The 12,321-nt window shown below is 64.9% G+C and carries 12 protein-coding genes; 5 read left to right on the top strand and 7 right to left on the bottom strand.

The genetic code is table 11. The features are described 5' to 3' along the window. Positions 1-86: 86 nt before the first annotated feature. From OO12_RS14230 to miaA, 6 genes are all read right to left on the bottom strand, one after another. On the bottom strand, positions 87-725 hold the full coding sequence (locus tag OO12_RS14230) for a TMEM175 family protein (protein WP_052215889.1): 639 nt from the start codon (positions 723-725) through the stop codon (positions 87-89). After that, on the bottom strand, positions 722-1,336 hold the full coding sequence (locus OO12_RS14235; protein WP_034159383.1) for a YceI family protein: 615 nt from the start codon (positions 1,334-1,336) through the stop codon (positions 722-724). The genes OO12_RS14230 and OO12_RS14235 overlap by 4 nt, the downstream gene beginning before the upstream one ends. A gap of 93 nt (positions 1,337-1,429) precedes the next feature. Further along, a complete protein-coding gene (gene ilvC, locus OO12_RS14240; protein WP_034159384.1) occupies positions 1,430-2,449 on the bottom strand; it encodes a ketol-acid reductoisomerase in 1,020 nt (339 codons plus the stop codon). A 106-nt stretch (positions 2,450-2,555) separates the two neighbouring features. Continuing rightward, positions 2,556-3,071, bottom strand: a complete 516-nt coding sequence (gene ilvN / locus OO12_RS14245) for an acetolactate synthase small subunit (RefSeq protein WP_034159385.1) — start codon at positions 3,069-3,071, stop codon at positions 2,556-2,558. Beyond that, positions 3,071-4,816 (bottom strand): acetolactate synthase 3 large subunit, encoded by a 1,746-nt coding sequence (locus OO12_RS14250; protein ID WP_034159386.1) that lies wholly within the window; start codon positions 4,814-4,816, stop codon positions 3,071-3,073. The genes ilvN and OO12_RS14250 overlap by 1 nt, the downstream gene beginning before the upstream one ends. A 78-nt stretch (positions 4,817-4,894) precedes the next feature. Next, on the bottom strand, positions 4,895-5,842 hold the full coding sequence (gene miaA / locus OO12_RS14255; RefSeq protein ID WP_034159387.1) for a tRNA (adenosine(37)-N6)-dimethylallyltransferase MiaA: 948 nt from the start codon (positions 5,840-5,842) through the stop codon (positions 4,895-4,897). Here miaA and serB point away from each other — a divergent pair. Together serB and OO12_RS14265 are read left to right on the top strand one after the other, a co-directional pair. Next, the gene (gene serB, locus OO12_RS14260) at positions 5,835-6,716 is read left to right on the top strand and encodes a phosphoserine phosphatase SerB (protein ID WP_034159420.1); all 882 of its coding nucleotides are present in this window, start codon (positions 5,835-5,837) and stop codon (positions 6,714-6,716) included. The two genes, miaA and serB, sit on opposite strands and share 8 nt — an antisense overlap. Positions 6,717-6,797: 81 nt before the next feature. Then, a complete protein-coding gene (locus OO12_RS14265) occupies positions 6,798-8,204 on the top strand; it encodes a hypothetical protein (RefSeq protein WP_034159388.1) in 1,407 nt (468 codons plus the stop codon). Between the two features lie 25 nt (positions 8,205-8,229). On the opposite strand, the gene OO12_RS14270 is transcribed toward OO12_RS14265, so the two are convergent. Continuing rightward, a complete protein-coding gene (locus OO12_RS14270) occupies positions 8,230-9,207 on the bottom strand; it encodes an SPOR domain-containing protein (protein ID WP_034159421.1) in 978 nt (325 codons plus the stop codon). Positions 9,208-9,425: 218 nt separating this feature from the next. On the opposite strand from OO12_RS14270, the gene OO12_RS14275 reads away from it, so the two are divergent. Genes OO12_RS14275 through OO12_RS14285 form a run of 3 tightly spaced genes read left to right on the top strand, consistent with a single transcriptional unit; the run spans position 9,426 to position 12,292 of the window. Then, positions 9,426-10,142 carry a ParA family protein gene (locus OO12_RS14275; protein ID WP_034159389.1) on the top strand — a complete coding sequence of 239 codons (717 nt, stop codon included), beginning with the start codon at positions 9,426-9,428 and terminating at the stop codon, positions 10,140-10,142. A 55-nt stretch (positions 10,143-10,197) separates the two neighbouring features. Beyond that, entirely contained in the window at positions 10,198-10,902 is a 705-nt protein-coding gene (locus OO12_RS14280; RefSeq protein ID WP_235364799.1) for a hypothetical protein, read from the top strand. A 19-nt stretch (positions 10,903-10,921) separates the two neighbouring features. Further along, on the top strand, positions 10,922-12,292 hold the full coding sequence (locus tag OO12_RS14285; protein WP_034159391.1) for an SPOR domain-containing protein: 1,371 nt from the start codon (positions 10,922-10,924) through the stop codon (positions 12,290-12,292). Positions 12,293-12,321: the final 29 nt, after the last annotated feature.

Below are 12,321 nucleotides of genomic sequence, written 5' to 3' on the forward strand. Positions count from 1 at the left end.
GGGCGCGTAAGTCGAAGCAGCGAAAGGCGAAGAGCCTGCGTCATTGCCATCGCGTTACCGCGTCATTGTGGCGTCTGTCCAGAGCCCTAATCGAACAACCGGTCGAGCGGGCTTCGCGGCAGGACCCAGAAGATCGCGACGATCGCGGCACAGCCGATGCCGAGCCAGGGCGACACGAACAACGTCAGCACGATGCCGAGCAGATACACCAATGTCGCGAAGAGTCCCTTGCGCCCGGTCTGGCGGTGATAGGTCTTTGCCGCGGCGCTCTGGTTGCCGGTGACGCGGATCGTCGATTGCAGCCAGATATAGGCGAATGCCGGCAGGATCATCGTCACGAGATAGATCAGCGTCGCCTCGCGGTTGAAATGATGCTCGCCGAGATAGGAGGTCGAGAAGGGCACCAGCGAGAGCGCGAACAGCAAGAGCATGTTCGACCAGATCAGCCCGTTGCAGACATGTCTGGCATGGGTGAACAACCGGTGGTGGTGGACCCAGTATATCGCGACATAGGCATAGCTGAGAATATAGGCGAGGAAGACCGGCCACAGCGTCCAGAGCTTGTCCATCCCTTCGGAAATGGGTGGGTGAAGCTCGAGCACCATGATCGTGACGATGATCGCGACGACCCCGTCGGAAAAGGCCTCGACCCGCCCGACTCCGGGCGGGCCTTCCTCGTCGCTGTCGGCCGGGGGGCTGTGATCGGGTATCTTTGTACCGCTCATTGCGCCTCGAACCCGGCATTGATGGTCAGGTCGATCCGGTCGGAGACCAACGGCACGCTATAGCCCATGCCGAAATCGCTGCGGTTGATCGCGGTGGTCGCGGCGAAGCCGACATTGGTCTTCTTCCCGCCCCAGAACGCCTTGCCGGCACCGATCAGGCGCGCCTTCAACACGACCGGCTTGGTCACGCCCTTGATCGTCAGGTTACCGCTGATGGTCGCGTTCGTACCCTCGGTCGCCACGCTGGTCGACACGAAGGTGATGGTGGGGAATTTGGCGGCGTCGAAAAATTCCGCGCCCTGCAGATGCTTGTCGAGCGCCTCAACCGTGGTGCGGACCTTGGCGACCGGAAAGGTGACGCTGACCTTCGCCGCTTCGGGGTGGGCGGGGTCGAGCGTCAGCGTGCCGGAGGGGCTGGTGAACTGGCCGGTATATTCGGTGAAGCCGAGATGGTTGACGGTGAACAGCACCTGGCTGTGCGCCGGGTCGAGTGCATAGGTGCCGGCGACGACTTGCTTCGTGTCGAGTTTACCTGGTGCCTCGGTCGGAAGTTGCTGCGCGAGCACAGGGGCCGAGGCGAGGGTGAGGGCGGCGGTCAGAATGAGACGCATGTTACTCTCCGGGCATGAAAAAGGGGCCGCGCCAATGTGACGCAGCCCCTTTGAGCACGCAAGCGCCGAAGCGCCGACTTAGGGTCTGGACCCTTAGTTCTTGTCTTTATCGACCAGCTTGTTGGCGCCGATCCAGGGCATCATCGCGCGCAACTCGGTGCCGACCTTCTCGATCGGGTGCGCGGCGGCGCGCTTGCGTGCGGCTTTCAACTCGGGCTGGCCGGCGCGGTTGTCGAGCACGAAGTTCTTCACGAAACGGCCGCTCTGGATGTCATCCAGCACGCGCTTCATTTCAGCCTTGGTCTCGCTGGTGATGATGCGCGGACCCGTGGTGATGTCGCCATATTCGGCGGTGTTGCTGATCGAATAGCGCATATTGGCGATGCCGCCCTCGTACAGCAGGTCGACGATCAGCTTGGTCTCATGCAGGCATTCGAAATAGGCCATTTCCGGCGCGTAGCCGGCCTCGGTCAGGGTCTCGAACCCGGCCTGGATCAGATGGGTGATGCCGCCGCACAGCACGGCTTGCTCGCCGAACAGATCGGTCTCGCATTCCTCACGGAAATTGGTCTCGATGATGCCCGACCGGCCGCCGCCGACGCCCGAGGCGTAAGCGAGCGCGATGTCATGCGCATTGCCGCTCTTGTCCTGGTCGATCGCGATCAGGCAGGGGACGCCGCCGCCACGGACATATTCGGAGCGCACGGTGTGGCCCGGGCCCTTCGGCGCGATCATGATCACGTCGAGATCGGCGCGCGGTTCGATCAGGCCGAAATGCACGTTGAGGCCATGTGCGAAGGCGAGGGCTGCGCCCTGTTTCATATTCTCATGATAATCGGCGGCATAGATTGCCGCCTGATGTTCGTCGGGGGCGAGGAACATGACGATGTCGGCCCAGGCCGCCGCCTCGGCATTGGATTTGACCGCGAAGCCGGCACCGATCGCCTTCTTGGCGGTGGCCGAGCCATCGCGCAGCGCGATGGCCACGTCCTTCACGCCGCTGTCGCGGAGGTTCTGGGCATGGGCATGGCCTTGCGAGCCATAGCCGACGATCGCGATCTTCTTGTTCGAGATCAGGTTCAGATCGGCATCGCGATCGTAATAGACACGCATGATATTTCCCTTCTGTACGTCACCCCGGCGCAGGCCGGAGTCCACCGGGCCGAAAACGCCAAGCTGATAGGTTGACCCCGGAACAGGTCCGGGGTGACGATGAAATTCAGACCGGTTCTTTCCCCCGGGCGATGGCGACGATGCCGGTACGGGCGACCTCGATCAGGCCGACCTGGCGCATCAGGGTGATGAAGGTGTCGATCTTCTCGCGCCCGCCGGTCACTTCGAACACGAAGCTGGAGGTGGTCGCATCGACCACGCGCGCGCGGTAGACATCGGCGAGGCGCAGCGCCTCGATGCGGTGGTCGCCGGTGCCGGCGACCTTGACCAGCGCAAGCTCGCGTTCGACATGCGGGCCGAGCGCGGTCAGGTCTGTGACCGAATGTACCGGGATCAGCCGGTCGAGCTGAGCGAGGATCTGCTCCATCGTCTCGTCCGACGCGCTGGTCACGATGGTGATCCGGCTGACCGCATGGTCGGCGGTCACGTCGGACACCGTCAGGCTTTCGATGTTATAGCCGCGCGCGGTGAACAGGCCGGCGATCCGCGCCAGGATGCCCGGTTCATTGTCGACCATGATCGCCAGCGTATGACGCTGCGTCGTTTCCGTCTTGATGTGCATCAGACCAGCGCCTTCGCTTCGTCGTCCATTTCGCCGGTGACTTCATTGGCCTGAAGGATCATCTCGGTATGCGCCGCGCCGCTTGGGATCATCGGGAAGCAATTGGCCAGCTGGCTGACCATGCAGTCGACCAGCACCGGCCCGTCATGCGCAAGCATCGCGGCGATGCCGTCATCGAGCTCGCCAGGCTTCTCGATCTTGATGCCCTTCCAGCCATAGGCCTCGGCGAGCTTCACGAAGTCGGGCAGGGAGTCGCTGTAGCTTTCGGCATAACGGCTCGAATAGGTCAGTTCCTGCCACTGGCGGACCATGCCCATATACTGGTTGTTGAGGATGAAGATCTTGACCGGCAGGCGATATTGCGTCGCCGTGGCCAGTTCCTGGATGTTCATCTGGATCGAGGCTTCGCCGGCGATGTCGATGACCAGCGCCTTGGGATTGCCGAGCTGCGCACCGATCGCGGCGGGCAGGCCATAGCCCATCGTGCCGAGACCGCCCGAGGTCAGCCATTTATTCGGCGCCTCAAAGTCGAAATGCTGCGCGGCCCACATCTGGTGCTGGCCGACCTCAGTGGTGATGATCGGCGCTTGCTTGTGCGTTGCCTCCCACAGCGCACGGATCGCACGCTGCGGCATGATCTCGGTCGCGCTGTCGGTGAAATTGAGGCTGCCGACCGCGCGCCAGCCCTCGATCCGGCGCCACCATTCGGCGAGATCGGGCTTGGGATGGCGTCGCGACTTGTAGACGCGGATCATGTCTTCGAGCGCATGGCCGATATCGGCGACGATCGGCAGGTCGATGCGCACCGTCTTGTTGATCGACGAGCGGTCGATATCGATATGCACCTTGCGGCTGTTCGGACTGAACGCGTCGAGCCGCCCGGTCACCCGGTCGTCGAACCGCGCTCCCATCGCGATCACCAGATCGGCCTGGTTCATCGCCCAGTTGGCTTCATAGGTGCCGTGCATGCCGAGCATGCCGAGCCACTGGTCGGACGAGGCGGGGAAGGCGCCCAGGCCCATCAAGGTCGAGGTGACCGGCGCGCCGGTGATGCGCGCGAGTTCGCGCAGCAGCTGGCTTGCCGCCGGGCCTGAATTGATGATCCCGCCGCCCGTGTAGAAGATCGGCCGTTCCGCCGCCGCGAGCATGTCGACGACCTGTTCGATCGCCGCCTGGTCGGCCTTGACCTGCGGACGATAGGTCTTGTGCTTGATCGGGCCGGGCTTGCTGTAGCGCGCGGTTGCGACCTGCACGTCCTTGGGGATGTCGACCACCACCGGACCGGGGCGGCCCGAGGTGGCGATATGGAACGCCTCATGGATCACCGCGCCGAGCTGGGCCGGGTCCTTCACGAGGTAATTATGCTTGGTGCAATGGCGCGTGATGCCGACGGTGTCGGCCTCCTGGAACGCGTCGGTACCGATCAGCGCGGTCGGCACCTGACCGGTGATCACGACCATCGGGATCGAATCCATCAGCGCGTCAGTGATACCCGTGACGGCATTGGTCGCGCCGGGGCCCGAGGTGACGAGCACCACGCCGGGCTTGCCGGTCGAGCGGGCATAACCCTCGGCGGCATGCGTCGCGGCTTGTTCGTGGCGCACCAGAATGTGCTTGATCCGCCCCGAACGGAACAGGGCGTCGTAAATGGGAAGAACCGCGCCGCCCGGATAGCCGAACACGACTTCCACACCGAGATCGCACAGCGCCTCGACAAGGATATCGGCTCCACTCTTCTCGGTCATCGGTCGTCCTTCATGATTGCAGCGCAACAAATGCAATGCGAAGCGCGCTGCTAGTGATGGAAAATGCGGTCGTCAACCTCAATTGTGTAATCTAGTTTCAATATCGTTGAGCAGCGTGTTCGAATCTGTCTCGGCTGTTCGGGGCCACATAGCGGGAGGTTGATTCCGAAACCACGTAAATTGTCGCTTGGCATATTGCCGCGTGGCGAGACGGGCGCGGGTGAGCGCTTCGTCGCGGCTGATCTGCCCGTTGAGCAGCGCGGTGATCTCCGGCACGCCGATCGCGCGCAGCACCGGCGCATCGGTGGGAAGGTCGGTTCGCGCGATCAACGCCGCAACTTCCTCGATCGCGCCTGCATCGAACATCGCGGCCAGCCGGGCGTCACAGCGACCGAGCAGCCATTCACGATCGGGTAGCAGGATCGTCGCGGTCAGGGCGATGGCGTCGCCGATGCCGCCGGTCCTGTCGCGCTGCCAGTCGGCAAGCGGACGGCCGGTGGACCGCACGACTTCGAGCGCACGGGCAACGCGGGTCGTATCGGCGGGAGCGAGGCGCTGCGCCGCACCGGGATCGGCCTCGGCCAGCAGGCGATAGGATTGGGCGACAGGCAATGCGCGTATTTCCTCGCGGATCGCCGGGTCGATCGGCGGAACCGGGGCGATCCCGTCGAGCAGCGTGCGGATATGGAGGCCGGTGCCGCCGACCAGAACCGGCAACCGGCCCGATGCCTGGGTTTCGGCGATGACGCGCCGCGCATCCATTGCCCAATGGGCGGCGGAACCGCTCCCGGCACCATCGACATAGCCGAACAGGCGGTGCGGGACACGCGCCTCTTCCTCGGCGGTGGGACGCGCCGAAAGGACGCGCAGATCGGCATAGACCTGCGCCGAATCCGCATTGATCACCACGCCATTGTGCCGTTCAGCGAGCATCATCGCCAGCGCGGACTTGCCGCTGGCGGTCGGCCCTGCAATGAGCGCCACGCGGGGCAAGTGCTCCAGATTCGGGGATTGGGCCATGTTCATCGCGACGCTGATAGCACCGGGAACCCTGGCCGGGAGCGATATTTCCACCGCTGGCGATGTGCTGCGCGATGCCGGCTGCGAGCCGGGCGCACAGGGCTGGATCGATGAGGGTTTTGCCGCCGATATCGGTTTTACAGGCGATCCGGTCGCGGCGCGCGAGGCGCTGGAAAGCACTTCTCCGGCGATGGATATCGTCGTGCAGTCCGCCGAAGGGCGCGCCAGGAAATTGCTCGTCGCTGATATGGATTCGACCATGATCACGGTCGAATGCATTGATGAGCTGGCCGATTATGCCGGCATCAAGCCGCAAATCGCCGAAATCACCGAGCGCGCGATGCGCGGCGAACTGGATTTCGAGGCGGCGCTCGACGCGCGGGTCGCGCTGCTCAAGGGCCTCGACGAAGCGGTGATCGAGCAATGCCTGGCCGAACGCGTCGTCATCATGCCCGGGGCGGTCCCGCTGATCCGCACGATGCGCGCGCGCGGTGCGCTGACCATCCTCGTGTCGGGCGGCTTCACGCGCTTTGCCGAGCCGGTGGCGAAGATCATCGGGTTCGACCGCGCGATCGCAAATGTGCTGGAAATCGCGGACGGCAAGCTGACCGGCACGGTGACCAAGCCGATCGTCGGGTCGGACACCAAATTGCAGACCTTGCTCAATGCGGTGGCGGAGCGCGGGATCAAGGCTGAAGAGACCCTGGCGGTCGGTGACGGCGCGAACGACCTGGCGATGATCAGGCGCGCGGGACTGGGCGTCGCCTATCGCGCCAAGCCGATCGTCGCCGCGGCGGCAGCAGCGCGGGTCAGCCATAACGACCTGACCGCTTTGCTGTACGCTCAGGGAATCGCCAAGGCGGATTGGGTGACGACCTAGGTTGGCCTTCCGGCTGGCCGCGCCAACACTTCGTTCATGATTTGCACGCACCATTGCCGGTATTCCGAGAGGAGGCTGACAATGCGCACCGCCCTGTGGCTCATTCTTCCCCTGACGCTCGTCACCATCGAAGCGCGTGCGCAGACCGCGACGCAACAGACCGAGCCCGCAGATCAAATCTGCATCGATGGTCCGCGATGGGGCGCGACGCTTGACGAGAGTCGGCGGATCGAAGCCGAGCCCATTCCTCCCAGTTACAGGAGATTGTTCGAATCCACCGCGCCCTGCACGCGCTGGGCGCTCGACAAGGGATCAGTGGTCGACTGGCACCTGCGCTTCGGCAGTGATCGCAGCATCACCGCGGCGCTGGCTTATCTCGAGCAGGATTACACCCGCGCTGTCCCGGCGCCCGACGCATATCCTCACCTGCTCGATCAGGCCTTTCGCATGGCGGTGCCCGATCTGAAACGAGCAGCGGCGCTCAAACAGCCGACGGGACTGACTTATTCGGTCAGCAGTCGTTTCATCGAAGGCAGCAAGCCGATCCGCCGGTTTCAGGAATTGGTCAGGGCGCGCGAGAATTACATCTTCCTTGCCCGGCATTATCTCCGCGCGGCGGAAGCGTTCGGTTCGGCCACCATGCTCGCCACGGCCGACCGATATCTCGGGCCCGCGGTGGCGGGTGCCGAGGTGTTGACGCCGCTAGAGCAGCAGCCACCGGTCGAGGGACTGCTCTCCTTCAATCTCGATCCGCATCAACTCGACCATCTGCGGGCACGTGCCGCGATTGTTGCCGCACAGCTTAGGCTGCGGCCCGAGGACATCGATCGGGCACGCGTGATACTGCAATCCATCGAGCGCCCGATCTACCATCGCCTGGCCGAAACCGCGTTCAGTGGCGGGGATGATTTCTGCGACATCGCGCAAGGCTGGAACGATGCCGAACCAGTCGCGGCGGCGTGCCGCGCGGACGATGACATGCAGCAAAAGGTCGTTGACTACTGGATCGATCGTGCCGCGCTGGATCTGATCGTAGCGCCCGGCGGCGATCGTCCCGATGCCGCGGGGAGTAGCCTGGCGCTTGCCACCAGGCTGCTGACACTGGAACAGCAACCGGATCGCTCGACCCGATGCTGTGGCCGGTCAGCGACGGAGGATATGCTGGATCTGCTGCTGCTCAGCGCCGGCGCCTATGAGCGGCGCCTTCGCGCGACCATAGTGAATGATGCAAATGCGGCCGGCGAGAACTGGTGGCGGGCGCTCGGTGCGCTGCAACAGGCGGAAAGGCTTGCTCGGCCCTATGAGGCGCCGGCACGTTTCACCCGGATCGCGGGCGCTTGGCTCAAGCTGTGGTCGATGAGCGTGACGGTTTTCCCCGAGCCGAAGGAGCGCCTGCGCTACACCGGCAATCCGGACATGATCCGCTATGCCGGCTATCTCGCCACGAACATGGCCGGTATCGCTGCGTCCGCCAGGGCTGAGCCCTGATCGGATGTGTCAAATCGCCGAAAGCCTACGGCCCGACCGGCACGCACGGTTTGACCGCCGCACAGGCGCGCGAGGCTTCGCCGTTCGACGCGAACGGGCCGACGAGCAATCGGGTCAGAGCGCCCGCCTTCACATAATAAGGCTGGCGGCCGGGAAAGCGCCCGCCGACCTGACCCCATAGCTTGCGCGCATTGGCGGGATCGCCGAACGCGCCAAGCTGGGCCCGCCAGTTGCCGGTTGCGACGGGATGCGGTGCCGCTTGCGCGACCGCCGGAGCGGGGCGAACCTTGACCCTTGGCGGGGCAGGGGGTCGCTCGTCACGCGGGCGGGCCCCAACATTGTCTTCATAGGAAGAAGGCGGCACGTCGGTTCCTCGCATCGCGGTTTGCGTGCCCGTGCCGGAAATTTCCGGCGGCAGCGGCGACCGCGCGGCATCGGCTTCATACTGGCGCGCGAGGACCAGACCCTGCTGGCGTTGATCCTGCGGGATATATTGATCCATCTGCGCCTGCACGCTCGATGCCTGAGGCAGGCCGGAGGCAGCGGAGCGCACCATCAGCGCATAAGCGCGAGGCCAGTCGCGCGGCACGCCGTCGCCATTGTAGAGCATGGTGCCGAGCACCAGTTGCGCGCGGGGTTCGCCGCGTGCGACCGATTTCTCCAGCCAGGGAAGCGCCTCGGCGCGTTTGCCGCTCTGGAACAGGATCAGGCCGTAATTGGTCTCGCCCTGGGGATGGCCCTGCAGCGCCGCCTTGCGGTACCAGCTTTCGGCCATGACGATATCGACCGGCACGCCGCGACCGAGCTTATAGGCTTGGCCGAGATTGAACTGGGCGTCGGCGTCGCCGGCGATCGCCGCGGGGCGCCATTCGTCGACCGCCAGCTTATACTCGCCGCGACCCCAGGCATCGACGCCTGCTTTCACGTCGGCCGCCGCCGGCATCGCCAGCGCCATGAAGATACCGGCAAGGCCAAAAGCCACCGGACGAAGCGTGCTGCGCATAATCTGTTCCATCCTCGCTACACCACTTGAGGTCGATAATGCCTGCTAGCGCGGAATTGGCAAAGATTTCGTTAGCCATATCGTGCCGAAACGGGGCGGGCGTCGTTTCATGCTGTCCCTGATCGGCCTGCCGCCCGCCTTCTCCGCAGCGTTAACCGGTTCTTGACGTGTCCCATGCCATTTCAGCCCCTGGATTTTAGCGGGAGTTCAGGGGACACATGCGCGTTCTCGCGATGGCATCACAGAAAGGCGGCTCGGGCAAGACCACGCTGTCGGGACATCTGGCCGTACAGGCACAGCTGGCCGGCGCGGGCCCGGTCGTACTGATCGATATCGATCCTCAGGGGTCGCTGTCGGATTGGTGGAATGAGCGGAGCGCCGAGTATCCGGCCTTTGCTCAAACGACGGTGGCGCGGCTCGCCGCCGATCTGGAGATACTGCGTCAGCAGGGTTTCCGATTGGCGATGATCGACACGCCCCCCGCCATTACCATGGCAATCCAGAGCGTGATTCAGGTCGCCGAACTGATCGTCATCCCGACGCGTCCGTCGCCGCACGATCTGCGCGCCGTCGGCGCGACGGTCGACCTGTGCGAACGCGCCGGCAAGCCGTTGCTGTTCGTGGTCAATGGCGCAACGCCCAAGGCCAAGATCACTTCGGAAGCCGCGGTCGCGCTGTCGCAGCATGGCACGGTCGCCCCGGTCACGATCCATCACCGCACCGATTTCGCGGCATCGATGATCGATGGCCGTACCGTGATGGAGGTCGATCCGAACGGGCGCTCCAGCCAGGAAGTGCAGGCGCTCTGGTCGTATATCTCCGACCGGCTCGAAAAGAATTTCCGCCGTACCGTGTTTGCCGCCCCCCAGGCGGTCAACGGCTATGGTCAGCAGCGTCCGGCCGCGGGTGGCTTCGGCCGCCGCGTGATGAGCTGAGGGAGGGCCAGACATGATTGGACAGCCCAAACCGTTTGCATCGCTTTCCTCGACCTTGCTCGCCCGCAAGGGGACGGCCCGTCCCGCCATGCGCCCGCAGGGTTTTGGCGGCTTCGGTTCGCTGCAGTCGCAGGACGATCTTGGCTGGAACGACATGGGCGATCCGCATGATGCGCATGCGCATCACGACGCCCATGCTTTTCATGATGCCCATGCTCTTCATGATACGCAGCCAGTCGTGCCCCCCGTGCTGATGCAGCGCGAAGTGCTGCAGCGCGAGATGCTTGGCGACGAATTCGACGCGTCGCCGATCCCGGCGCACGCGCCTGACGCGTTGAAAGAGTTGGAAGAGGAGTTCGAGGAAGAAGCCGAGCCGGTTTTCGAATCCGTGCTGGCGGTGAAACCGATCCGTGCGCTCGATCCCTCGATTGCGCAGCCGGTTGTCGCTCCCCCCGCCGTCGTTCCTCCGGCCGTCGTTCTTCCTGCCGTCGCTCCTGTCGCTGTGGACGCCGTTCCTCTCCCCGCTACGCTCCCCCTGGCGCACGCGGCCCGGATCGCGCGCGAGACGAGCGCCAAGCGCGGCAAGGCAGCCTTCACGCTGCGCCTCGATCATGAACGCCATCTTCACCTGCGTCTGGCAAGCGCGCTCAAGAACCGTTCCGCCCAGCAACTCGTCACCGAAGCGCTGGACGCATTTCTCGATACTTTGCCCGAGGTGGCCGAGCTGGCTGATCAGCTGTCACCACAGGCCGCACGCTGATCGATTTGGGGGAAATCCGATGAAGACCCGGGCCTTGTTCACTGCTGGAATGTCCGCACTGGTGCTTGGCGGCACGGTGTTCGTTTGCGCAACCGGGCCGGGCGGCATCGCCTCCGCCAGCACCCGCGCGGAAACCAACACCGAAAAGGCCGCCGCCAAGGAAGAGGCAACGGCACGCAAGGCGTTCGGCAAGCGCAAATATGACCAGGCGGTCGCACATGCCGAGGCGGCGGTCGGTTTTGGCCCGCAGGTCGTGAGCTATCGCTTGCTGCTCGCGCAAAGCTATCTCCGTGCCGGCCGGTTCAGCTCGGCGCGCCAGTCCTTTGCCGATGTGCTTGCGCTCGACCCGTCGAATGGCGGCGCGGCGCTCCAGCTTGCGCTGACCGAGATCGCCGAGGGGAATTGGGATGGCGCCCGCCATACGCTCGATGCCAATGCGTCGCTCATTCCGGCAAGCGATCGCGGTCTCGCCATCGCGCTGGCGGGTGATCCCGCCACTGCGGTCGATGTGCTCATCGCTGCGGTTCGGACGCCCGGCGCGGACGCCAAGACCCGGCAGAACCTGGCGCTCGCGCTGGCGCTGGCCGGACGCTGGCAGGATGCCAAGACGCTTGTCGCGGTCGATGTCGCTCCGGCGGAGGTCGACAAGAGAATCATGGAATGGGCGAGCTTTGCACGTCCGACCTCGGCGTCCGATCAGGTCGCGAGCTTGCTTGGCGTGACGCCGGTGCAGGATGGCGGCCAGCCGGCTGCGCTGGCGCTCAACCTGCCGCGTGGAACCGCGATGGCGAGCCAGAACAGCGCACCGGTCGAGGCCGCTGTGCCTGCTCAGCCCGTCGCCTCGGTCGCGGTCGCGGTTGCCGCCGCGACGAGCGTGCCCGCCGCATCGCCGGAAACCTCGGTTGCGGCTGTCGCTGCGCCTGCGTCTTACGTCAGCTTCGGCGGGCGGCAGGAAGTGGTGCAGGCGATCCCGGCACGCGTTGCGCGCGTAAAGGTTGAATCGCGCGGTACGCCGGGTGCCGCCGCCACGCCGCCCATCACGCCGGCTGTCGCCAGGGTGGTGGTTGCCAGGGCCAAGCCGGTCGCCGGCGCCGCGGTCGCGCCGCGTGCCGCCGCCAAGGGCAATTTCTTCGTCCAGCTCGGTGCATTCGACAATGCCGCCGTCGCCAAGGACGCCTGGGGCCGCATCGCGCGCCGCAACGCCGGCTTTGGCGGGCACACCCCATCAGGCATGCCGATCAAATCGGGTGCCGGCAGCTTCTATCGCCTGTCGGTCGGCGGCTTTGCCCGCAACGATGCCGATGCGCTGTGCAAAGGCTATCGGGCGAAGGGCGGCACGTGCTTCGTCCGCGCCAGCGCCGGCGATCAGGTAGCCAGCTGGGTCAAGTGACCGGCTGGACGATTTGACCGGCGGCGTAA

This window comes from Sphingomonas sp. ERG5, assembly GCF_000803065.1.
Taxonomy (GTDB): Bacteria; Pseudomonadota; Alphaproteobacteria; order Sphingomonadales; family Sphingomonadaceae; genus Sphingomonas.

What these genes read in the sequence shown, in the direction of transcription:
- OO12_RS14230 (WP_052215889.1), bottom strand. Translation starts at nt 725, where the DNA reads ATGAGCGGTACAAAGATACCCGATCACAGCCCCCCGGCCGACAGCGAC.
- OO12_RS14235 (WP_034159383.1), bottom strand. Translation starts at nt 1,336, where the DNA reads ATGCGTCTCATTCTGACCGCCGCCCTCACCCTCGCCTCGGCCCCTGTG.
- ilvC (WP_034159384.1), bottom strand. Translation starts at nt 2,449, where the DNA reads ATGCGTGTCTATTACGATCGCGATGCCGATCTGAACCTGATCTCGAAC.
- ilvN (WP_034159385.1), bottom strand. Translation starts at nt 3,071, where the DNA reads ATGCACATCAAGACGGAAACGACGCAGCGTCATACGCTGGCGATCATG.
- OO12_RS14250 (WP_034159386.1), bottom strand. Translation starts at nt 4,816, where the DNA reads ATGACCGAGAAGAGTGGAGCCGATATCCTTGTCGAGGCGCTGTGCGAT.
- serB (WP_034159420.1), top strand. Translation starts at nt 5,835, where the DNA reads ATGTTCATCGCGACGCTGATAGCACCGGGAACCCTGGCCGGGAGCGAT.
- miaA (WP_034159387.1), bottom strand. Translation starts at nt 5,842, where the DNA reads ATGAACATGGCCCAATCCCCGAATCTGGAGCACTTGCCCCGCGTGGCG.
- OO12_RS14265 (WP_034159388.1), top strand. Translation starts at nt 6,798, where the DNA reads ATGCGCACCGCCCTGTGGCTCATTCTTCCCCTGACGCTCGTCACCATC.
- OO12_RS14270 (WP_034159421.1), bottom strand. Translation starts at nt 9,207, where the DNA reads ATGCGCAGCACGCTTCGTCCGGTGGCTTTTGGCCTTGCCGGTATCTTC.
- OO12_RS14275 (WP_034159389.1), top strand. Translation starts at nt 9,426, where the DNA reads ATGCGCGTTCTCGCGATGGCATCACAGAAAGGCGGCTCGGGCAAGACC.
- OO12_RS14285 (WP_034159391.1), top strand. Translation starts at nt 10,922, where the DNA reads ATGAAGACCCGGGCCTTGTTCACTGCTGGAATGTCCGCACTGGTGCTT.